Source organism: Prevotella sp. oral taxon 313, assembly GCF_003043935.1.
Taxonomy (GTDB): domain Bacteria; phylum Bacteroidota; class Bacteroidia; order Bacteroidales; family Bacteroidaceae; genus Prevotella; species Prevotella jejuni.
The window spans coordinates 1,839,663-1,864,340 of record NZ_PYXE01000001.1; the positions used below are offsets into that span (position 1 = coordinate 1,839,663).

At 42.8% G+C, this 24,678-nt stretch carries 14 protein-coding genes; 7 read left to right on the forward strand and 7 right to left on the reverse strand.

Annotated features, from left to right (window positions below; all coding sequences use genetic code 11):
- Nucleotides 1-8: 8 nt before the first annotated feature.
- From AXF23_RS07215 to tsaE, 3 genes are all read left to right on the forward strand, one after another.
- Nucleotides 9-3,551 (forward strand): type IX secretion system periplasmic lipoprotein PorW/SprE, encoded by a 3,543-nt coding sequence (locus AXF23_RS07215; protein WP_107625823.1) that lies wholly within the window; start codon nucleotides 9-11, stop codon nucleotides 3,549-3,551.
- A gap of 18 nt (nucleotides 3,552-3,569) precedes the next feature.
- Nucleotides 3,570-5,186: a T9SS response regulator signal transducer PorX gene (locus AXF23_RS07220; RefSeq protein WP_107624836.1), complete on the forward strand. Its 1,617-nt coding sequence runs from the start codon at nucleotides 3,570-3,572 to the stop codon at nucleotides 5,184-5,186.
- Nucleotides 5,187-5,420: 234 nt separating this feature from the next.
- A complete protein-coding gene (gene tsaE, locus AXF23_RS07225; protein ID WP_107624837.1) occupies nucleotides 5,421-5,831 on the forward strand; it encodes a tRNA (adenosine(37)-N6)-threonylcarbamoyltransferase complex ATPase subunit type 1 TsaE in 411 nt (136 codons plus the stop codon).
- 858 nt (nucleotides 5,832-6,689) lie between these two features.
- Here the strand turns inward: tsaE and AXF23_RS07230 are convergent.
- The 3 genes from AXF23_RS07230 to AXF23_RS07240 are packed head-to-tail and all read right to left on the reverse strand — an operon-like array spanning nucleotide 6,690 to nucleotide 8,392.
- Nucleotides 6,690-6,962 (reverse strand): DUF4834 domain-containing protein, encoded by a 273-nt coding sequence (locus tag AXF23_RS07230; RefSeq protein ID WP_107624838.1) that lies wholly within the window; start codon nucleotides 6,960-6,962, stop codon nucleotides 6,690-6,692.
- Between the two features lie 18 nt (nucleotides 6,963-6,980).
- Nucleotides 6,981-7,685 carry a CDP-diacylglycerol--serine O-phosphatidyltransferase gene (gene pssA / locus AXF23_RS07235; RefSeq protein WP_107624839.1) on the reverse strand — a complete coding sequence of 235 codons (705 nt, stop codon included), beginning with the start codon at nucleotides 7,683-7,685 and terminating at the stop codon, nucleotides 6,981-6,983.
- 2 nt (nucleotides 7,686-7,687) lie between these two features.
- Entirely contained in the window at nucleotides 7,688-8,392 is a 705-nt protein-coding gene (locus AXF23_RS07240) for a phosphatidylserine decarboxylase family protein (protein ID WP_009012285.1), read from the reverse strand.
- A 131-nt stretch (nucleotides 8,393-8,523) separates the two neighbouring features.
- On the opposite strand from AXF23_RS07240, the gene dnaE reads away from it, so the two are divergent.
- The 4 genes from dnaE to AXF23_RS07260 all read left to right on the forward strand — a co-directional run bounded on the left by dnaE (nucleotide 8,524) and on the right by AXF23_RS07260 (nucleotide 16,824).
- Complete coding sequence (gene dnaE, locus AXF23_RS07245) at nucleotides 8,524-12,243, forward strand: DNA polymerase III subunit alpha (RefSeq protein ID WP_107624840.1); 3,720 nt, start codon at nucleotides 8,524-8,526, stop codon at nucleotides 12,241-12,243.
- A 77-nt stretch (nucleotides 12,244-12,320) separates the two neighbouring features.
- Nucleotides 12,321-12,635 carry a thioredoxin gene (gene trxA, locus AXF23_RS07250; protein WP_009012283.1) on the forward strand — a complete coding sequence of 105 codons (315 nt, stop codon included), beginning with the start codon at nucleotides 12,321-12,323 and terminating at the stop codon, nucleotides 12,633-12,635.
- Nucleotides 12,636-13,032: 397 nt separating this feature from the next.
- Entirely contained in the window at nucleotides 13,033-15,342 is a 2,310-nt protein-coding gene (locus AXF23_RS07255; RefSeq protein ID WP_107624841.1) for an outer membrane beta-barrel family protein, read from the forward strand.
- Between the two features lie 507 nt (nucleotides 15,343-15,849).
- Nucleotides 15,850-16,824, forward strand: a complete 975-nt coding sequence (locus AXF23_RS07260; RefSeq protein ID WP_107624842.1) for a DNA-methyltransferase — start codon at nucleotides 15,850-15,852, stop codon at nucleotides 16,822-16,824.
- A 577-nt stretch (nucleotides 16,825-17,401) separates the two neighbouring features.
- Here the strand turns inward: AXF23_RS07260 and AXF23_RS07265 are convergent.
- Genes AXF23_RS07265 through AXF23_RS07280 form a run of 4 tightly spaced genes read right to left on the reverse strand, consistent with a single transcriptional unit; the run spans nucleotide 17,402 to nucleotide 24,675 of the window.
- Entirely contained in the window at nucleotides 17,402-19,921 is a 2,520-nt protein-coding gene (locus tag AXF23_RS07265) for a zinc-dependent metalloprotease (protein ID WP_107625824.1), read from the reverse strand.
- A 20-nt stretch (nucleotides 19,922-19,941) separates the two neighbouring features.
- Nucleotides 19,942-22,491 (reverse strand): zinc-dependent metalloprotease, encoded by a 2,550-nt coding sequence (locus AXF23_RS07270; RefSeq protein WP_107624843.1) that lies wholly within the window; start codon nucleotides 22,489-22,491, stop codon nucleotides 19,942-19,944.
- Between the two features lie 7 nt (nucleotides 22,492-22,498).
- On the reverse strand, nucleotides 22,499-23,926 hold the full coding sequence (locus AXF23_RS07275; RefSeq protein ID WP_107624844.1) for a PKD-like domain-containing protein: 1,428 nt from the start codon (nucleotides 23,924-23,926) through the stop codon (nucleotides 22,499-22,501).
- 41 nt (nucleotides 23,927-23,967) lie between these two features.
- Nucleotides 23,968-24,675: a DUF4843 domain-containing protein gene (locus tag AXF23_RS07280; protein ID WP_009012277.1), complete on the reverse strand. Its 708-nt coding sequence runs from the start codon at nucleotides 24,673-24,675 to the stop codon at nucleotides 23,968-23,970.
- Nucleotides 24,676-24,678: the final 3 nt, after the last annotated feature.

The following is a 24,678-nucleotide window of genomic DNA, read 5'->3' on the forward strand; positions in this document are numbered from 1 at the left end:
AAGGAAACGTGAAGAAAAGAGTAATAAGACATATCATCCCCTCTTTGTTGGCATTCTGTGTACTAACAATTATTAGTTGCTCAACAAAGAATAACACCGCGCAAACGCGTTGGTGGCATGCCTTCAATACCCGTTATAACGTTTATTATAATGGTGCACAAGCCTATATTGACGGTTCATTGGAGAAGGAGAAGGGGAATAAAGATAACTTCACAGAGTTCATCCCACTCTATACTGTCGGCAATAAGAATAGTCGTGACTTAGGAAAGGGTAACTTCGATAGAGCTATAGAAAAGGCTGAGAAGGCGATTGCAAAGCATAGTATCAAGAAAAGACCAGAATGGACAAAGAGCAGACGAAAGACGGAAAAGGACATAGAATGGCTATCGCGCCGTGAATATAATCCCTTCCTATGGAAGGCATGGATGCTCATGGGGCGTTCACAATTCCATAAAGGTGCTTTTGAAGAAGCGGCTGCTACCTTTGCTTATATGAGCCGCATCTACAAAGGACAACCTGCAATCTATGGGAAAGCAAGGGCTTGGTTAGCTAAATGTTACATAGAACAAGACTGGCTCTATGATGCTGAGGATGTCATTCGGAATATGCAGCGCGACTCTTTAGATTGGCGAGCTGTGAAGGAGTGGGACTATACCTATTGTGATTACTACCTCCATTCGGGTGAGTTGGAAAAGGCTGTTCCCTATCTCCAAAAGGTTATCAAACATGAAATGCGTAAGAAGCAGAAGGCTCGTGAGTTGTATCTACTTGGACAGGTATTGGCTTCGCTCGGTAGAAATGAGGATGCTTATAAAGCCTTCCAACGTGTTATTCGCACCAATCCTCCCTACGAATTAGAGTTCAATGCACGCATTGCTCAAACCGAAGTGACCGCAAAGGGACAGACAAGAAAGATGATTAGTAAACTCAAGCAGATGGCTGCTTCAGATAATAACAAGGAGTATCTTGACCAGGTGTATTACGCTATGGGCAACATACATCTTGCTAATCAAGACACCCTTGCAGCCATTAATGCCTACGAGCAAGGTAACAAGAAGGCTACAAGAAACGGTATTGAGAAAGGCGTACTACTACTCCACCTCGGTGATCTATACTGGGCTAAAGAGCGCTTTGGAGATGCTAAACGTTGCTATGACGAGGCTATCGGACTGCTTGACAAGGACCGCAAAGACTATGAACAACTCTCTGAACGCTCAAAGATATTGGATGAGTTAGCACCTTATACGGATGCCGTACAACTTCAAGACTCCCTTCAACATCTTGCTAAATGCTCTGAACAAGAACGAAATACAGCCATAGACCGTGTCATCACAGCCCTCAAAAAGAAAGAAAAAGAGGAACGAGCACTACAAACAACACAGGACAATGGACAGCAACAAGACGTGTATGGCAACTTTGGGAACAATAACCTTGGAACACCTAAGCGTGTAAACAATAGACAACAACAAGGAAATACATGGTATTTCTATAACCCTACGGCTGTTCAACAAGGTAAGATAACCTTCCAACAACTATGGGGTAAACGCGAGAACATTGATAACTGGCAACGTAGTAACCAAAGCGTTGTGGGGAGAATAGGTAGTACTAACATGCCTACTGACTTCACAGACCAACAAAGAGACTCTATCATGCGGGCTGAAGCACGCCAGGACTCTATCAATCAAACGGCCGACTCGCTCAAGAATGACCCTCACACGCGTGAATACTATCTATCTCAGATACCTTTCACTACGGAACAGTTGGAAGCAAGTAACAAGATATTAGAAGACGGACTACATCATTCTGGTGTTATCTTTAAGGACAGACTCGACAACCTTCGATTAGCTGAAAAGGCCTTAAGGCGGGTGAGTGACAACTATCCCGACTATGATCAGATGGATGATGTGTACTATCATCTATACTTACTCTACATGCGCAAGAATGAACCACAGCTTGCTGAGAACTATGTTACACGTCTAAGTCAGAAGTTCCCAAAGAGCAAGTGGACCACACTCCTTACTGATCCTTACTATAAACAGAACCTTCGTTTCGGTGTGCAGATAGAAGACTCCCTCTATGCGGCTACCTACGAAGCCTTCAAACAAGGCCGATATAGTGAGGTAGCAGGTAATGCTCGCATCTCTGAATCACGCTTCCCTATGGGCGCTAACAGGGATAAGTTCCTCTTCATTGGAGGCTTGGGAAAACTGAACAATGGCGACCCTACGGGCTGTGTCAACGACATGAAGGAGGTTGTGAAGAAGTATCCAAGCAGTCGTATCAGCGAGATGGCGGGTATGATTGTCAATGGTGTACAAGCTGGGAAGAAGCTACGTGGAGGCAAGTTCGACCTTGACGACATCTGGAACTATCGTGCAAACGTAATGAACGATAGCGATAGCATACAGCAAGCTAAGTTCTCTTCTGAACGTGACATAGACTTTAAGTTCCTGTTAGTGTACCATCCTGACTCACTGAAAGAGAACAAGTTGCTATTTGAATTGGCACGTTTCAACTTCACAAACTTCCTTGTTCGTAACTTTGAGATAGAGGTAGAAGACCTCAATGGACTACATCAGATGCAAGTATCGGGCTTCCGCAGCTTCGATGAGGCTTATCAGTATGCACGTCAATTGTTTGCTTCCAAGCTTGTTGTACAACAGATGGGTAAGTCGACTAAGGGGATTATCATCAGTGATAAAAACCTTAAACTAATAGGTACTACTTATAGTTATAAGGACTATGAGACGTTCTATGCAAAGCATTTTGCACCATTAGTCGTGACGCAAAGATACTTACTCAGTGAGCCGGCTGAGGTTACAACACCACGTGAACGCGACCTACAACAGGAGATTGAACAGAAGCATGCAAATGACCCTGACCTCTATCCTGACACACAGGACGTACCTGTCGACAACACTATGACGATTCCTTTGGAGGATGCTAAGACTACAAAGACAGAACAGAAGGTGAATGAACAAAATAACAACACCTTTGAGGTTCCCGTAGAGGAGAAGAAGTCTGCCGTAGAAGAGAAGAGGGAAACAACGAAACAGAAGCCTGTTGTTGAGGAGAAGAAGCCTCTACCAGAGGAGAAGAAGCCTGTCTTAGACGACAACAGTACTTACTTTATCCCAGACGAGGAACCTGTAAAGGACATTACTCCTAAGGTACCAGCCAAGACTACGAGGTCAACGACTCCTGTGAAGCCTGTCATACCAACAAAAGAGACAGATCCCGTCACTCCGAGCAAGCAGTCTACTACTGTCGTACCTACCAAGCCAACGTCTCCAGTAGCACCTGTAAAGACAACAAAACCAGTGGCTAAAGACAAGCAGGCTAAGCCTACCGTAACGAAGACGCAACAGCCTTCTACGCAGAAGCCACAGACCGCTCCTGTGCAGAAGAAGAAGGTTTCAGATGACGGTCCGATTATCTATTTCGGCGATGACGTACCTCAACAAAACAAGACAAATAATAAGAATAATAAAAAGAATCAGCCCATCCAGAACGACATCGAAGATGAATACTACGATTTGGAGGGGTTCTAAGGAAAGGAGATAACAGCTATGAGCAATGGATTGTTACTTTGGGTAGATGATGAAATAGAGTTGTTAAAGGCGCACATCATCTTCCTTGAGAAGAAAGGATACGAAGTGGTGACGGTTAGCAATGGTGCTGACGCCATCGACCAATGCCAAACACAGACATTCGACCTCGTTCTCTTGGACGAGCAGATGCCGGGCTTGTCTGGTTTGGAGACTTTACAACGAATTAAGGAAATTCAACCTGCCACCCCTATCGTCATGGTTACGAAGAGTGAGGAGGAGGATATTATGAACCAAGCGATAGGTGCTAAGATAGCAGATTACCTTATCAAGCCTGTAAACCCTAATCAGATACTCCTTACACTGAAAAAGAATGTTCATCAGAAGGAGATTGTCACAAAGGTGACTCAAAGTGGTTACCAACAGAACTATCAGCAGATTGCTATGCAGATAGCCGACTGTCGCACATTCGACGACTGGAAAGACGTGTATAGAAAACTTGTTCATTGGGAACTGGAGTTGAGTAGTGCGGATAGTAACATGACTGAGATGCTGAAGATGCAGAAGGAGGAAGCCAACAACGGCTTTGCTAAGTACATCGCTAAAAACTATCTTGACTGGGTTGCCCCACAGGACAATAAACTAAGTAACAGCTTCTCTAAGCTGACAGGACATAAGAAGAAACCATCCAACAACAACGATAGTCGTCCGCTGCTCAGTACTGACATCTTCAAAAGTAAGGTTTTCCCACTCATAGACAAAGGTGAGAAGGTATTCCTCATCGTCATTGATAACTTCCGACTCGACCAGTGGCGTATTCTCTCAAAGGAGATTGGTGACATGTTTGATATCGATGAAGACCTCTACATGAGTATTCTCCCAACGGCCACACAGTATGCCCGCAACGCCATCTTTAGCGGTCTTATGCCGAAGCAGATAGCTACGATGTTCCCTGAACTATGGGTAGATGAGGACGAGGAAGAGGGTAAGAACCTTAACGAGGAACCGCTTATACAAACACAGATAGACCGTTATCGCCGTCACGACAAGTTCTCTTATCATAAGATTAACGACTCTGCTGGTGCCGACAAGTTCATGCAGCAGTATAATAACCTTGCACAGAACGATCTCAATGTACTTGTAGTAAACTTCGTCGACATGCTTTCTCACGCTCGTACAGAGATGAGAATGATACGTGAATTGGCAAGTAACGAGAACGCATATCGCTCTATTACGCTTAGCTGGTTCCAACATAGCGTGTTAGCAGACGTATTCAAAGAGTTGGCACAGTCGGACTATAAGGTCATTATCACGACCGATCATGGGTCTATCCGCACCACCAATCCAGTAAAGATTATCGGTGATCGTAATACGAATACCAATCTGCGTTATAAGTTGGGGAAGAGCCTCAACTATGATGCACGGCAAGTATTCGCTATCAAGAATCCTCATCTTGCACAGCTCCCTGCGCCAAATCTCAGCACAAGCTACGTCTTTGCTACTGGCGACTCGTTCTTTGCTTATCCGAACAACTATAACTACTACGTCTCTTACTATAAGGATACATTCCAGCATGGAGGCATCTCTATGGAAGAGATGATTGTCCCATTGGTAACATTAAGTCCGAGGAAGCGGTAAGAGGGACCTCCCCCAACCCTCCGAAGGAGGAGTGAGTCCCCTAAAATACACTTAAGACTGGGATAGAGGATATATCTTATTAAAGACACGCATACTGAATAGCATAAACATCGGTTGTATTGTAATTGTTCGCACATAGTGGTCTATAAGATTCACAGAAACCTATAGATCAATCCGAAAAGAACGAACGACTCACAACCAACTATCACATAAACAAAGTAAAAACAAAGCAATATGGAAATTACAATCAAAAGTCTCGACACCATCCATGAGGCTGCAAAAGAATTTGTCAAGGGGATGGGCGAAGGTAAAGTATTTGCTTTCTACGGAAAGATGGGAGCTGGTAAAACCACTTTCATCAAGGCTCTTTGTGAGGTCTTGGGCGTAGAAGATGTCATTACCTCCCCTACCTTCGCTATCATCAATGAATATACTGACGGTAAGGGCGACCCTATCTACCACTTTGACTTCTATCGCATCAAGAAGTTAGAAGAGGTGTATGACATGGGATATGAGGACTACTTCTATAGTGGTAACCTCTGTCTGCTTGAATGGCCAGAGCTTATTGAGGACATCCTACCAGAGAATGTCATCAAGGTTACGATTGAAGAGCAGCCTGATGGGACTCGTAAGCTGTCTTGCTAACGAAAGATAGCAGGTGAGAAGGAACCTTACAAGGGCATGAGATGTCTTTCCATTCTTTGTGATTGATAGTGTCAAATACAGAGAAAGGGAAGATGTCTTGACATATTGACGTCGAACGGTGATGCTATGCTCCACAAGACAGCTCATAGAAATCACAGAGATACTCCCCTTGAAAATGTTCGCAGAAGTCGAAAGGAGCTTTCTTGCACATCAACAGCACAGATAGAAAGAGGTCTATTTGCACACATGTAGAGCCAGAGAAGGCGTTTCATCCGACAGATACCACAGTGTTCGTCTACTATAGTTGGTCGCTATGCCCTGTGCATTCGTGTACCAGAACAAGCCTCTCGGAGCTCTGCTTGTAGACAAGAGATTGTCTGGTTCCATGAGAAAATATCACTGAGACACCACAACAAGGAGAATGACAAAGAGTGAGAAAACGCTAAACTTGCAGGCATACATTGTCAAGATATTTCTGTAATCACACTCCCCTCTATTCGGAAAGAGGCTGAGCTTGATAGAAGAAGACGCCCTTCAACGTTCGAGAACATGCCCTTCTTGATGCAAGAAGACGCCTCTCTTGGAGCAAGAAAGGCGTCTTCTTCGGTACTGTTTGTAACCTACTGACCTGCTGTATGTTACAAACTAAGATTTAGGAAATATTCTTCTCCCATCTTAAGAATGTATGGTTCGATGCGTTGTAAGGATTTTTTATGATATTACAGGTAATCCCGACATGAAGAGATAAACCTCAATTCACGTCCTATCAAGCTGCAATTAAGAGAGAGAAGATAACAAAAAAGGACAAATCAAAGCGATTTGTCCTTTATTGTTTTGTATATAATAGAGTGTTATCTCTTATTCAGATTTAGTATCATCATCCTCCGTAAAGTCAACATACTCGCCCTCGCTGTCTGGTATCACCTGTTTATGGCGCTCCTCCATAGGCCGATTATCGATGATAGTATTCTCTGTTGAGTTTGCTTCCTGCTGTTGGTAGTCGTAAGGATTGTACTGACGACGCACACGAGTCACCTGCTTATAGAACCTGTAAAGCAACCATAAGATGAATACAAAGAAGGCTATAAAGAGGAAAAAAGCAAACTTGAAAAGGAAAGCAAAAAATGTCATATCTTTGAAATTATGCCCCTACTTTTGTGTAGAAGTCTGTTGTACGATAGCTGATAATATCACATACCATGCGACGATGATAGCGAATGCAGAGATACCGAAGATGGCCACCAATGGACAACAGGTTATCAAGAAGATATACTTCACCTCATTACCCTTAAATCCCCAGTGCTTGAACTTCAAAGCAAACATTGGAATCTCTGATACAAGCAACCATGAACTGATAAGAATACCCGCTATGATAAAGTATAATACCCATGAATGGTTTTCTAACTTATCCCCTACTCCAACAATGAGTGACCCCCAGAAGAGTGCGTTGGCAGGTGTTGGCAATCCGATAAAACCTAAGGCCTGACGCTCGTCGAGATTGAACTTTGCAAGACGCAATGCCGAGAAAGCAGCCATGATAAAGGCTACGTAAGGCAGATAGTCACGCAGTGGCTCAAGGAAAACAGGATAGGACATTACATGCAACATGGAGAAGATGATAGTAGATGGCGCCAAACCAAAGGTGATAACATCTGCTAAAGAGTCTAACTCCTTGCCGATTGACGAACTAACATTAAGTAAACGAGCCACCATACCATCAAAGAAATCAAACACTGCACCTATGATAATAAACAGCAAAGCCATCTCTATGCTGTTACCAAAGGCAAAGCCAGTAGCAATACAACCTGAAATAAGATTGCAACAGGTGATGCTGTTAGGAATATGTTTCTTCATCTTTACTTATTATTAGGCTTCAACTTAGCAATAACCGTTTGGTCGCCTGTTGTCGCCTGACCCATCTTTACACATACCTCAGAGCCTACAGGCAGGAAGATATCAACACGACTACCCAACTTAATAAAGCCAAGATGCTCATCAATATAACAATCCTCACCAGGCTTAGCGTAGGTCACGATACGACGTGCCATCGCTCCTGCAATCTGACGACAGAGTACATCTGTGCCATCAGGAGTTGTGATAATAGTGTCAGCGTGCTCGTTCTCCTCACTTGCCTTAGGTAGCCAAGCTTTGTGATAATTACCATCAAAGTGCTGTACGGACTTTACCACTCCGTCAACAGGGAACCAATTGGCATGCACATTCCACAGACTCATGAAGATGGATATCATCAATCGGCGATCATGGAAGTATTCATTCTCGTCTACTTCTTCAATGACAACGATATGACCATCGGCTGGAGCCACGACAATACCATCTGTCTCCTCACTACCAAAGTATCGGATAGGACACCGATAGAAGTTTAGTACTATACCATAGACGGTACCGAAGACTACTGCAAATATCCAAAATGGTATCTTAGTTGGAACTGCAAACCAGAGAATCAAGGCGATCAGGACAAGAGCGATGCCTCCGTAGAGTAACGTATTAGTCCCTTCGTGATGGATTCTAATCTTTTTGAGTTTCTTTTTTATTTTTCCCATGGTCGATAAACGACGTATTTGTTTTGTTGCAAAGGTACTTCTTTTTTGTCATTTCCACAAATTTTCACTCTCAATCTTTTGTTATGTCGCCTTTTCATAGTAACTTTACAGCTCAAAAACGCATAAGTTCAATGGAAGATTTCGTACATTTACACGTCCACACCAACTATTCTATTCTTGATGGTCAGTCGAAGGTCACACGTCTTGTTGATAAGGCTATTGCTGACGGAATGAGGGGTATGGCGATTACTGATCACGGTGTGATGTTTGGCATAAAAGAGTTTGCTGACTATTGTGCTAAGGTCAATAAAGGTAGGAAAGAGAAGGGTGAAGAGCCTTTCAAACCTATCTTTGGTTGTGAAATGTACGTAGCCCGTCGTACTATGCACGATAAGGATAAGAGTATGCATGATAATTCTGGCTACCACCTTATTGTATTAGCGAAGAATTATACAGGTTATAAGAATCTTATCAAACTGGTATCCAATGCGTGGGTAGATGGTTATTACTATCGCCCTCGTACGGACCGTGAGCAGCTTGAGAAGTATCATGAAGGATTGATTGTATGTACAGCTTGTATAGCAGGTGAGGTACCTAACAAGATTATCCATGATGATATCGAGGGTGCAAGAGAGGCTTGTGAGTGGTATCATCGTGTGTTTGGAGATGATTACTACCTTGAGCTACAGCGTCATGAAGTAAAAGATCCAACCTTGATGGCTAACCGTGAGGCTTATCCTCTACAGCAGAAAGCCAACAAAGTGCTCATGAAGTTTGCACAAGAATATGGTATAAAGTTAATATGTACCAACGACTGTCACTTTGAAGACAAAGAGACTGCCGAGGCTCATGACCATCTACTCTGCCTTTCAACGAACGAGGATTTAGACGATCCAAAGCGTATGCGCTACTCTAAACAAGAGTGGTTTAAGACGAAGGCGGAGATGAATGAGGCCTTCTCTGATGTCCCTGAAGCTATGGCAAACACGTTGGAGATTCTTGACAAGGTAGAGACGTATAATATTAATCATGGTCCTATCATGCCGTTCTTCCCTATCCCAGAGGACTTTGGAACCGAAGAAGAGTGGAGAAAGAAGTTCACTGAAGAAGACTTATACAAGGAGTTTACCACCGACGAGAACGGTGAGAACCCACTAACAAAGGAAGAAGGACAGAAGGTTATCGACCGTTTAGGCGGCTATGAGAAGATATATCGCATTAAGTTCGAGGCCGACTATTTAGCTAAGTTAGCCTACGATGGTGCAAAGAAGCTATATGGCGATCCTCTATCAGATGAGGTTAAGAACCATATCCGATTTGAGTTACACGTTATGAAAACCATGGGTTTCCCTGGTTATTTCCTTATTGTGCAAGACTTCATCAATGCTGCACGACAAGAGTTAGACGTGATGGTGGGTCCTGGTCGTGGCTCTGCTGCAGGCTCCGTAGTGGCTTATTGCTTGGGAATAACGCAGATTGACCCGCTGAAATACGACCTTCTGTTTGAGCGTTTCCTCAATCCTGACCGTGTCAACCTACCTGATATTGATACTGACTTTGATGATGATGGGCGCGGACGTGTGCTGCAGTGGGTAATGGATAAGTATGGACACGAGAACTGTGCACATATCATTACCTATTCTACCATGGCTACAAAGAACTCTATCAAGGATGTGGCACGTGTAGAGAAACTACCGTTAGATGTATCTAACGCTCTTTGTAAGGCGATTCCAGAACGCTTACCTGATGGCATGAAGATGAACTTAACGAATGCTATCAAGTGTACCCCAGAGTTGCAAGATGCTGAGGTTAGCGAAGACATAAGGGAGCGCAACACCATTAAATATGCCAAGATGTTGGAAGGAACAGTGCGTGGAACAGGTATCCATGCCTGTGGTTTCATTATATGTCGTAATCCTATTGATGAGTGGGTACCTATCTCTACGGCAACAGACCCAGACTTTCCAGAGAAGAAAGTACCTGTAACACAATATGACGGTCACGTGATTGAGTCTACAGGACTTATCAAGATGGACTTCCTCGGACTGAAGACTCTCTCCGAGTTAAAGGAGGCTTGCAAGGTTGTTAAGCAGACGACTGGCGACGTGATAGACCTTGAGAAGATTCCTATTGACGATGAATTAACCTACCAACTCTACCAACGTGGACAGACCGTTGGTACTTTCCAGTTTGAGTCGGCAGGTATGCAGAAGTACCTTCGTGAGCTTCATCCAACCGTGTTTGAAGACCTCATCGCCATGAATGCGCTCTATCGTCCGGGTCCAATGGACTATATCCCTGACTTTATCAAGCGTAAACACGACCCGTCACTGGTGAAGTATGATATCCCATGTATGGAGAAGTACCTCAAAGACACCTACGGTATCACTGTCTATCAAGAGCAAGTAATGCTCTTGAGTCGCCAGTTAGCCAACTTTACACGTGGTGAGAGTGATGCTCTTCGTAAGGCAATGGGTAAGAAGATGAAGGCTATCGTTGACAAGATGAAGCCTAAGTTCATCAAGCAAGGACAGGAGAATGGGCACGACCCACAGATACTTGAGAAGATATGGAGCGACTGGGAGAAATTTGCCAGCTATGCTTTCAATAAGTCACATGCCACTTGTTACTCATGGGTAGCTTATCAGACAGCCTATATGAAGGCGCATTATCCAGCCGAATATATGGCTGCGTTGATGACACGTCGCTTCAGTCAGATTACCGAAATCACCAAGTTAATGGAGGAGTGTAAGGCATTGAAGATTGCAACCCTTGGACCTGATGTCAACGAGAGTCAGATAGGCTTTGGTGTAAACAAGCATGGTGAGATTCGCTTCGGACTCTCTGCTATCAAGGGAATGGGTGCGAGTGCTGCAGAGAGTATAGTACGTGAACGTGAGAAGAACGGCCCTTACAAGGATATATACGACTTTGCAGAACGTGTCGACTTCAGTAATGTCAACCGCAAAGCATTTGAGAGTTTAGCCTATAGTGGGGGCTTCGATAGCTTCGGATTGCAGCGAGAACAATACTTTGCTATTACTGGGAAAGGTGATTCCTTCTTAGACACCATTGTCCGTTATGGGCAGCTTTTCCAAGCAGAAAAGGCCCAACAACAGAACTCTCTCTTTGCTGGTATGGATGCTATAGATGTAGTACATCCTGTCGCTCCAAAGGCTGAGAAGTGGCCAGTCATTGAGAAATTGAATAAGGAACGAGAGTTAGTTGGTATCTATCTATCGGCCCATCCCCTCGATGAATACAGTGTTGTACTGAACAATATGTGTAACACTCACTGTTCTAAGATAGGTCGCAATGCTGACATGACACAATTGGCAAAAGCTGACGAAGTGACATTCGGCGGTATTGTCACATCTGTTAACGAACGTTTCTCACAAAAGACAGGAAAGCCATTTGGCTTTGTCACGATAGAAGACTTTGGTGGAACGGGTGAGTTAGCACTGTTTGGTGACGACTGGGCACGATGGAACAACCTCTTGAAGATGAACTATACCGTCTATATCACAGCCAAGTGCCAACCTCGTTATCGCAACAATCCAGAACTGTTAGAGCTGAAGGTGCAGAAGATTGAGCAACTTTATGACGTGAAAAAGAATCGTTTGGAACGCCTCACCATCTCTATGGATGCGACAGCATTAGACGAAGCCTTTGTCAAGGAACTATCAACAGTCATCGAGCAACATACAGGTAACACACAACTCTACATACAGTTGCGAACGCCTGACAGCACAGTACTTATGCTAAAGAGCAAGAAAGGCGGTGTTAACGTTGACCGTAAGCTGATAGACTTTATCTCATCTAATGAGAAGATGGAGTTCCATATCAACTAAACCGAAAGTGGCACAATCTTTGATAAGAGGTTATAAACAGAAAAGACAATATTAATAAACTTATAAAAAGAATAACAATGGAAGTAGTAATTACTAACGAGAATTTAGAGACTTATAAGAATGGTGAGTTACCATTGGTAGTTGATTTGTGGGCAACATGGTGTGGTCCTTGTAAGATGATTGGTCCAATTATCTCAGAACTTGCCGAAGAGTACGACGGTAAAATCGTCGTTGGCAAGTGCGATGTAGAGGAAAATGACGACGTAGCCATCGACTTTGGCGTACGTAACATCCCTACCATCCTCTTCTTTAAGGGTGGTAAGTTGGTAGACAAGTTTGTTGGTGCTGCCTCAAAAGATGTTTTGAACGAGAAGTTCAAGGCATTGCTCTAAGCTAAGACTGATAAGTATAAGGCCATATTAGACTATCCTCTTGCAGGATGTCTGATATGGCTTTTTTCATGCAACAGCATTTTCCAAGTCCTCTTCTATTATTATACATTATATAGTAAAAGGTTCTGAACAACCATATAATACCAAGACTTTCATAAAGCAAAGGATAATCCTATAGCATGGCATCACACATCACTGACACGCAACATTATACTCATATTTCGTATAAAACATCATCTATAAACCACCTTACGCCTAAGAAAAACGTACGAAACTAAAAGTTTTTCCTTTTTTTTTATTGGTTTCCATATCTTTTCATACCTTTGTAGCTGAAACCTATCGCTTTTAAAAAGCGCAACTGAGTTTGAACCTTTCGTTTCACTTATCTTCATTAGTTATGGAAAAACTATTACTTATCCTCCTTCTGTTCTGCACTGGACTTCGAGCCAGCGCACAATCCGTATCTGGAAAGGTGCTTGATGAAAACAAGAAGCCTATCCCCTACGCAAATGTCATTATTCTTTCAGCCAAGGATTCTACCTTCATTGTTGGTACAACAACCGCTGATGACGGTAGTTTCAACTTCAAGGAGGTTACAGTAGGTAATATCCTTAAAGCCTCCTTTGTAGGTTATGAGCCCTTCACTACAGTTCTTTCCAACCAAGACAACCTTACTATCGTACTGAAAGAAGATGCAAAAATGATGAAAGAGGTGGTCGTCAAAGGCAATGCTCCCCTACACAAGATGACAACAGAGGGTATACAAACGAACATCGAGAACACCATACTGAGCAAACTCGGCACTTGTGAGGATGTACTTGCGCATGTCCCAGGACTGACAAAGAAGAAAGATGGCTACGAAGTATTTGGTAGAGGTACACCTATCATCTATATCAACGGTCGTCAGATGCGCGATGCAGCTGAGCTTGAACGCCTGAAATCAAGCGATATCAAGAGCGTTGAGGTGATAAGCAATCCCGGAAGCCGATATAATGCAGCAGTAAGAGCAGTCGTAAAGATACGAACGAAGAAGGCTGTAGGCGACGGCTTTGGCTTCGATGTACGCTCCGCCTACTACCAGTCGGAAAATGTAGACCTCTCAGAACAGCTGAACTGGAAATATCGCCATAAGCATCTGGAACTCTTTGGTACGCATGGCTATTCACTTGACAACAGCCTCGAACACAGCACAACAACTACTATTGTTCACGCTGACACCCTCTGGCAGCAGGATTTCACGCAAAAAGTCCCCGATAAGAATTCTATTGTCAAGAATACTATAGGAGCAGACTATCAGCTGAATGACAGCAATTCTGTCGGTATCAAATACATGATTAACTTCCCTCATAACTTCCCCCTATCTGTTTTTCTTAGTAGTGATGTAACGGCAAACGGGACTTTCTACGACCATATTAACACCTTTGCAACATGCAAGCAGTCCCATCGTCCTTCCCAATTCATTAATCTCTACTATGTTGGAAAGATAGGAAAGATGGACATAGACTTCAATGCGGATTATCTTTATAACAAGCAAAATAACCATACCACCTATCGAGAAGAAAGTCGCAACAAGGTTAGTCGCACCGTGACTTCCGACAATCAAGAGCGCAACAGGCTCTTTGCTTCTAAGCTAACTTTGGGCTATCCAGTTTTAGGAGGTAATCTGTCAGTGGGTGCAGAATATACCTATACGAACCGCAATGATGCATATAGCAATCCTGAAAACTATGTCCCAAGCTCATCCGCACAGCTAAAAGAGTCGAATATAGCCCCTTTTATGGAATACAAACACCAGCTATCTATCTGCCAGTTGACAGCTGGTCTGCGCTGGGAGGCGGTACGCTTCAACTATTATGAGAACGGACAGCACATTGCTAATCAGAGTCGTTCGTTCAGCAACTTATTCCCAAGTATCTCTGTAGCTACTCAATTAGGAGACCTACAGATGCAATTAAGCTATGCAGCGAGGACGCGTCGCCCTTCTTATAGTCAGTTAAGCAATAACGTTATATACGGCAATCGTTTCTTGATGCAGTCGGGTAACCCACTGCTTCAGCACGAATATATCCACGACATAAGCTTAGGAGCTATGTGGAAGTTCATCCAGTTTGGCATCTCATACAATGACCGTCGCCACGCCATTGTCTTCTGGAGCGAACAAAACAGCCATAATTCAGCTATCTCACGTCTTACCTACACGAATCTTCCAAGCATCAAGACAATATCTACTCAGTTAGCTTTTTCGCCAACAATCGGTATCTGGACACCTGAGTTCACGGCATTAATGAAGAAGCAATGGCTCACATTACATACGAGTACAAAGACTTATAAGCTGAACAAACCAATCTGGCAATTCAGTTTTAACAACACATTCGATTTCGGCAAAGGCTGGTTACTATCAATGGAGTCCTACCTCGTTACAAAAGGCAATAGCGAAATTAGCTCATTAGCAAGCAATAGAGGTTCGCTTGACATCAACCTTACCAAGTCTTTCCTAAAGGACAGACTCGCACTTCGTATTGGTGGAACAGACTTGTTCCATACCCAAAAAGAAGGAGGAATTAGCTACACAGAGTCTATGGAGACTCAATATATTGGTACATACGACAGCCGTCAGTTTGTTCTAACTGTTACTTATAAGTTCAATACTTCACGAAGCAAATACAAGGGTACAGGTGCTGGACAGGCTGAAAAGAACAGATTATAGCCTTCATTAAAGGCGTAACCTATCAAGCCATCAAGCTTCCAATCAACTATAAACGACAAGCCCCTCGCAAGGAGAAAACTACCTACGAGGGGCTTATTTTGTGTCGAAACCAAATTATTCTCATGAGTAGAAAGAATTATTTTCATGACAAAAAATATTTTTCTTCACGACAAGAAATATTTATTTTCATGAAAATAATTCGGTAAGAAGGATTAGGAAGGAGAGAAACAACCTGAGGCACTATATCCTCTGTCGTAGTTTACTATCTGCCGAAAGTGCTCGTTCGTAAAGAGAAAGCATTGGGTTAGATCGTAGAAAACGACGTTTTCGTTCTTATAAAACTATTGGATGGTAATAAATTAGAATTATTCATTTATTCTATCAAAAAACAAAATAGATAGTCGGAATAACTCACTTAAAGTTGTACCTTTGTATCAAGGAGTTCTTCGCCATAGTAGATACTCATGGACGAAGGGACACAGAAACGATAACAAAACAATATTTAAGATGCCTAATATGGAGAAAAATCGTGCAACACGAAACCGTACTATTGTCTTGTCTGATAGCGAACGAACAGACTTAAAGAAGGATTTATGTCAACTTAACACGTCGTCATCGGTAGATGAAGTACTCAATAAAATTTATAATCAAGATTTATTTGAGGCTATAGATTACCTACCCAAACATTTTGTAGACCTGCTTATCATAGATCCTCCTTATAACCTATCGAAAGACTTTGCAGGATTTAAGTTCAAGGCTACGGACGACAAGACCTATATTGAATATGTAAGATGTTGGTTTCCCAAGGTGTTAGAACTATTAAAACCTAACGGGAGTATATATGTCTGTTGTGATTGGAAAAGTACAAGTGCTATCTATCAAGTCATGAGTGAGTATATTACCATCAAGAACCGTATTACATGGCAACGTGAAAAGGGTCGTGGAGCTAAAACAAACTGGAAGAATGCTATGGAAGACATCTGGTTTGGTGTCCTCAATGATAAAGACTATTACTTTGACGTAGCATCCGTAATGCAGAAAAGGAGAGTTTTAGCCCCTTATAAAGTGGACGGAAAACCCAAAGACTGGATAGAGACTGAAGACGGAAACTTTCGCCTTACCTACCCATCTAACTTCTGGGACGACATCAGTATCCCTTATTGGTCAATGCCAGAGAATACAGACCACCCAACTCAAAAGCCAGAGAAGCTGATAGCTAAACTCATTTTAGCATCATGCCCAAGGCAGGGTGTCGTGTTTGACCCTTTCCTCGGAAGTGGAACAACATGCGTTGTTGCAAAGAAATTAGGTAGACACTATTGTGGTATAGAAATCAATGAGGAGTATGCCTTATTGTCATCTAAACGCCTACGTATGGCTGAAGAGAACAAAGACATTCAAGGTTACTCTGACGGTGTCTTTTGGGAACGTAACACATTAAGCCTACAAAAGAAATCGCAAAAGGCATCTGCAGAACAATAGAAACACATCATTATTTGTCTAATCTCGCCCTAAAATAACCTAAATAGAGAATTAAAAAGAACGGAGAACAATATCATAAAGGCTCATTGAAAAATCACTTGAAAAAACTAACAAACCGTAGTGATGGCATAAAGATGAAGTTTTCTAAGTCAAAAATCATGCGTTAAAACAAGAGACCATAGTAACCTAATTCTACCAAAACCAATTTTCCTGTCACTCCTGTCACCATCTATAAACATATAACTAATTAATTCCTATGCACTTACACGAAATGTTAAAAATGACAGCAAAGTAAAATTAAAAAAATATAGTATATAGGGAGATTGGCTTACGTAAGCAATTTATGGCTAACAAAGGACATTATCATCACACGTTAACAAGACTTTCCATATCATATCATAAAGCTACATCAAACCTCACAGAGAGATATAAAGATTTACGGAGGGACACTCAGTACCACCATAAAGAATAACAACAAAACGATACTCTATCCTAACACTGAACAAAAAGAAAGAGGGTATATCCAAGACACAGACGCCTGAGATATACCCTCTGAGATGTATGTTAACACGGTAGATTAACCATTCATATAACGCTGGACACGTGCATACATCAACTCATATTGAGACCTTACGGTCGTGTCCTTCGTTGTCTTGATGCGTTCCTGAAGAAGTTTCTGAAGCTTCTGTGCATAGTGGAACACATATTCAGCTGTACGGTCGATGGTCTCCGTCCACATTGTATCTGGTTCACCATAGCCAACACCAAAGCCGAGGAAAGCAACATCCTGCTTGTCATCACGCAAGCTGCGCACCTTACCAACCTGTTTAACCTCAACAATGTTTTCCTTCAGACGCTCAACATAGAGTTGCTGCATGGCGATATCATCGTCGTCGAGATTCTCATCACCTGCGATTGTCTTAGCCCAGACATTATTATACGTGTCTTCGCAATACTCCAAAGGAGAATAAGAAGTAGAGTCAGCATAATAGCTCAGTGCCAAACGTGCTGTTGCAGAGAGTGCCATCTCTTGGATACCACTTGCCAATGTCTTGTAAGGATGCGAGTTGATTTGAGGTAAACGGTTCTCAATACTCTCAACACCACGCTTACCAAACTTGCGTGCTTCCTGTAACAACCACATTGCAGCAGCACGTTGTTTCTCCTTAGGCATGACCTCATAACGAGGAATACCAGATGACTCTGTGCTCTGATTCAACTTGATACCACCAATGACAGCATAGACATTACGTGCATAACCGTAAGCTTGAGAAACCATCTGACGATAGAGCTTTGCCTTACGAGTACCGTCTGTACCATCAGGAATCCACTCATCAAAATGTTTGAGAATATACTCAAGGTTCTTCAGACCGTATGTACTTGACTTCACAGCATCGTCACCGAGATCCTCCTCAATGGCAGTCGGGTCATAACGATAGCGCGACTGCTGGAGAACATAACGATACATTGGGTCATCAGCATGGGCTGCTACGAGGGCCATCAACGGTTTCACATCATCCCTAAAACTCTTTGAGTTAGGGAAGACACGGTAGCCCCACTCTATTGCATACTTGTCATAAACACCGAGGTAAGGAGGAGTCAGCGACACACCCTTATCTGTTGGCTGTGCAACATAGTTGAAACGAGCATAGTCCATGATAGATGCTGTCGTCCCATACTTCTGTGTGAAGCTTGCAGAACGTAGCGAATCAGTTGGGATTGCAGCCGATGAAGCCATGTTGTGCATTAGTCCGAGTGTGTGACCCACCTCGTGCGTAACAATATACTCCAATGTTGGAAGCATAATACTGTCAGGCATATCCAATGTACGAGCAGCCGGATCAATCTGCGACGTCTGGATAAAACGCCAACTGTTGATGACATTTACGACATCATTATACACCAGTACGGTAGCTGTGATAATCTCACCTGTACGTGGATCGACCCATGATGGTCCCATAGCATTCTCTGTTGCCGTAGGCAGATAACGAATACAAGAATATTGGAAGTTATCTGGGTCGAAGTTTGGGTCATTGGTTGGGAAGTCCACAGCCTGCATCACATTCTTAAAACCAATACGTTCGAAAGCCTTATTCCATCTTAGAACGGCATTTCTAATCGCTGGTTTCCACTTTTCAGGGAAGGCATTATCGATATAGAACACGATTGGTTTTACAGGTTCACTGAGCTGACCAGCAAAATAAGCAGCAGGATCCTTAGGTTCTACACGCCAACGATTGATAAAGCTTGCATGGTCGATAAGACTGTCATTAACGATTGACTTCGGTGTGAGGAAGTAACCAAGACGTGTATCACTCAGACGTGGAGTCATCTTATCCTCTGGCAGGAGTGCTAAAGTAAACTGTACGCCGATAGAAACAGGATGATTGCTAATAGCAACACTACCACTATTACCAGTCATATTGGTAACGTAGTTGCGTATCATTGATATGCAAGCATTGTTAGCAAACGACTTCAAAGACGTTACCTTAATCCACTCTGGCCTCAAGTCAGCATCCACACGATATGGACCAGCAATCTTTGCAATCACTGGGAAATACTTACTTTCTCTCAAGAAGAAAGAAGACGCATCAAAAAGAATACCACCCGTCTTCTTGTTTCTCGCCTTGATAGGGAAGCTATAGAAGTCGAGGTTACGATAGTTCGTGGCTTGTGCTTGCTTCGCATCACCTGTAGGCAGTGCGTCAAGCAACTCTGAATTGATAGCCTGCATAACGATAGAACTATCTTTCTCTATAAAGCGTACGTGAGAGACAGAACCTGCACGTGTACCAACCTCAGCAAACTGTGGACTTGAAACAGAGGATATAGTAGCACCGATAAGCATGTCGCGACCAATAGACGATGGTGGTAACTCAACAAGAAGTTTCTCACCTGTCCTGTAGAAGGAAACGAATGGTCCCTTAGCAGAGTCTGTCTTCTCTTCAGTCAGAATGCGCTCATAGGCATCCTTCTTAGCCACCGTAGTAGTGGTGGTAGCCTTCTTTTTCTTCTTCTTAAAGAAAGGGAAAGCCTGTGCTGACAGTGAGAGACCTAAGAAGCCCACTGCCAGTAGGGTTACATGAACCGATTTCATTGATATAAATGAAGTCTTTCTCATTTCTTCACCTCCATTGTCTTATTGATTTTGAAGAGCATCATCTCATAGTGTGTACGCGCTTCAAGTGGCAAATTAGCCTTTAGACACTTCTCTAAAGCCGTTCTTAACTTCAACATACAGTTGTAGAAATAAAGCTCAGAGTTGTCAGCAAGAGAGATATCAACAGTTGGAGCAAGGTTCTGAGAAGGGTCGCCAAATCCTGGAGTAGCACCGAGATCATCACCCTTCAAAGCTGTACCAGCACCAGAACCACCGCCAGAACCACCGTTTCCAGTAGCCTTAGAGACAACACTCTGTGCCTGACTCATAAACGCACGCTGTAAAACACGCTCGCCCTGAGAGGGTGCGCGCATCTCAGCAACACTCTTGAAGAGGGTGTTATAGATATCATCAAAGTACTCTTTCTGTGTGTAACTGTTTGGATTCAAGTAAGAAGTGATAGCCACACGCATACGTGCTGCCATCAAATCGTAACCCATAAACTCTAAACTCTGGTCATAATAGCTCACTGACAAGTAGCCCTTACGCTCGTAGTTACGGTTAGCATACTTCTTAAAGCTCATTGCCTCTTGTAGACACCACAGGAGAGAACGACGCTGAAGATCCTTTGGAACAACCTGATACTGCGGTACTCCTGCTGAAATCTTCATGTTGTTAAGGTACATTCCACCAACATTACTCAACACCTGCTTGAACAAAGCGTAACGATTCTGTGATATCTGCAGGTATAACTGATCTTTGATACGAGTATCCTCATCGTTCTTAATCCACTTAGAGAGGTTGTTTTCAACGATTGTATAGTTCTTATTTGCAAGGTTTGCACTTGCAATCATATCGTTACCAAGTGCTCCTGCAGCAAGACGTGGGTCCCATTTAGCATTGCGCTCAGCATAATAACGAAGACGTGGGTTTGTCACCTTCTTGTCAACAAACGCCTCAAGTGTATTCTTCTCATCATTGATAGAAACATTATCGGTATCGAAGTAACGATAGTTCCAATCAATTGTAAAGTAGTCGTACATACCAAGTCCTGTTGGAGCAAGGCGTACACCATTATCTGTTGGCTGTGCAACATAATTGTAATGAACGTCATCCATAACAGAAGGAGCAAGTCCCATGGTAGTCGTGAAACGTGCATTATGCAATGAATCAGTAGAATAAGTAGCTGAAGCACCAAGGTTATCCAAGAGTCCTAACATACTACCAGTTTCCTTTGTAACCAACATCTTCAAACCTTCAGCAAACTTAGCTGCAGACAAACGGTTGCTACGTACTGATGGGTCAACAGCACCTGTTTCAATTAAACGCCACTTATGTAACAACTTCTCGACATCAGAATAGATGAACATAGAGGCTGCCATAATCTCTCCAGTATTAGGATTGACATAGATATCACTCTTTGGAGCAGATGAAGAACCACTTGGTATGTAGCGAATACAAGAATACTGAATGTTGTCTGGGTCGAAATCTCCTTGCTTCTGAGGGAAGTCAACAACTTCAATAGCATTCTTAAAGCCTATTCTCTCAAAAGCTTTGTTCCATTCAAGGATACCTTCACGGATGGGTTGCTTCCATGACTCTGGGAAAGTATTGTCCAAATAGAAACGGATAGGACTGACAGGTTGAGTCAACTTACCCTTTGCATACGCCTTCTTATCCTTTGGGACGAGGTTCCAACGATGTGAGAAGAAGATGCGCTTAGTACTTGCACCTTCCTGAGGAATACCCAAACGAACAGAATAATCCACACCGATACGTGAGTCCATGATACGTGGACGCATTGCAGACTCAGGCACAAGTGCTACGCTATAACTAACACCAACAGTTGTAGGACGCTCGCCACCGATAGGCATAGACATCAGAGAGGTTGACACACCATACGTAAAGTCATTGTTAACGATAACGTTTGTATCAAAACTCTTTATCCCACGAATGAACGAAAGTTCTGATTTTGGAGTTGCCTTAAGGCTATAATTACCATTCTTCGTTGGCATAACCGAGATAAGGTTAGTTGGCTTACCTAACAAAGAGGTTACATCAAAGACAACAGCAGAGCTGTCATTGTTGTAAGCTAAGATGTTAAAGCCCTGCCAAATACCATCACGATAGTTCAAGGCCAATGCACTATCAAGGTCTGCTGAGTTTGCATTCTCCTTGAAAAGAACATTGTTAGGAGTCTTCATAACGACCGAGCTATCCTGTATGTCAAAGTAGAACAAGACAGGGTTAGAACTTGTAGAACCAACAGTGACTGTAGATGCATCAGTTGTTGAGTTTACTACTCCACCAAGCATCATCTGTTTTTTCAACAAAGTACGTGGCAACTCAAAGTAAATCTTGTTATCAAGCTTATGAACAGTAATAAACTTACTGCGTGCAGTCTCTGTCTTCTTATCCTTAAAGAGTCTGTCATACTTCGTTTCCTTCTTAGGCTTAGACTTAGACTTGTCATCATCAGCTTTTGCAACAGTACTTTGCAATACAATGAGGAGCAATAATGCCCCTCCAAGTAAAGAGTTCTTAAATGAGAAATTCATTCTTATCATTTGTATGTTATTTATTTCTGAATAATGCCTTCACAATACGTCCCGTAATGTGCTGCTTTGACCAAAGTAGAGCATTTGTCTGCGTGTCATAACAATATAGACTACCTGGCATAGATGCCGATGTATCATTGGTTGCAACATAGATGAGATTATCATCATCTGAGAATGTCATATCAACTATCTTCTCCGTACTGTTCCCTACTGTAAACAGTGCAGAAGTTGGGAAGTTACTATTAGCAAGTACGTTATGTGCATAGACAGCATTGCCATTAGTGTAATAAACAATGTTCTTGCTACGAGCCGAGCGTACGACAGAGCCATTAGCGATACCAGAAGTAGAAGGCATTGCAACACGGTAAAGCACATTAGCTGCAATTCTCTTATCTGCAGAAGAAGAGTAGTAGCCTGGGAAGATGTATGTAAAGTAGAATGTTCCCGTGCTTGTCTGATTGGTAATCAAAGCAAGGTTACGCTGCTTGTTAACACTACCCATACCTACCAACGTATCACCAGTAAAGGTTCCCTTCAAGATTTCAGCAGGAACAGATGTATTCTCAATAGCCATTGCCAGCAGAGAACCATGTGCGTTGTCGAAATAAGCATCACCATGAGCATAGAAGAGGTCGTCTCTCCACCATGGTGTCATGCGGTCTGCAAACTTGACAGAACCTCCTACTGCGCTTGTGAAGCGTGATGTCTGTGAAATCAAATTGGTTGAATTCAAGCCCAAAGAATACAAGTTGTTCTTTGTGATCGCCATTACCTTCGGTGAACCTGGGTCAGAGTTTGCCTCTACCTGTATTACCTTCTCACCAACAGGAGTTTGGAAAAGTGATAGCATCTCATAGCCATCAAGCTGATAAAGTGTTGATGGATTGCCTGCAGCAATGATGAGAACATTATTTGTCTGACTACCAATCGTCTTGTTCCAAGCCATTGAGCAAGGTGTACCGAAGTTAGTATTCGGATTGTTAGCACCCAACACATCAAGTTGGAAACTCTTATTCACATCCTCTGTTGGTACGTAGGAAAGGATTGCCTTGTTGTCCTTTTCAGCCAAGAGGAAGACACCCTTCGTATAAGCATACTCTACGTTCACATTGAACTCATAGATCTGAATATTCTGACCATTGCTCAGACGCAGACGTCCAGTATAGGTTCCAGAGGTCTGAATAGGATAGACAAGTGCAGAATCACTCGATACCAACTTATGATTTATCTCCCATTCGTAGGTGAGTTTCTGCTTCCCATTGCTCTGCAATACCGTAGGATTAATCTTCAATGTATCTCCTTGATTAAGCGTATAGCTACTGTTCAGAGGTGTCTGCAGGCTGATTACAGACACATTATCGCCTCCTTCTGTCGAATCATCTTTAATACATGATGAGAAGGTAAGGGCTGCTATAGCCAAGAGATATAAATATTTCTTTACCATATTTCGTGTAATTATATTAATGGTTATACCAATGAATGTGATTACTCAGGGTTAGCAGCAAAGTATGCTTTCAACTTCTGAATATTCCTGTAAAGCTGTGTCCAACTTCGTGGGTTACTTACAGCCTTCTCTATCGCTCTTGCATCTGAATTATACAAGGACAGTAGATAGCGATACTTAGCTGGCGTATAAGCAGGAAGTCCCATTGCTTGGAGTGTAGGATTTGACCACCAATAAGGCTTTTCAAGTACATTATCGAAGGTGATTATCCTCTTTATCTTGTCAGGAAAACGAACACCAAGGTCGTCAGATGCTTCCAAACGCAGAACAAGACGAATACTGTCATTCTTCGTATCACTAAGGTTCTGACGCAGAAGAACTACTGGGAAACTCGCAGAAAGACTGTCAGCTGGTATTGTCTGGTCACTATTGATTGCTACAAAGTGAACCCCAGCCTTTGCCGAACTACTTGGGTCAACAACCACCTTATAGTGCTGTACCTGTGACTTTCTTACTCCTGCGAGTTTCACCTTCACATTGATTGTGTCAGAGGTCACGCTGGTAGGCAGTGTTCCGAATGAATAATTATATAATGTGTCAGAAGCATTATTGAGGTCGAAATAAACCTGATTTGCCCCTTCGAAAGTACCATCTTTTGAGTATTCTCCCTCGTAGTTATCGTTTGAACACGCTGTCAACGATAGTGCTATAGCACCGATAGCGAAGATGTTTGTGATTGATTTATACATAAT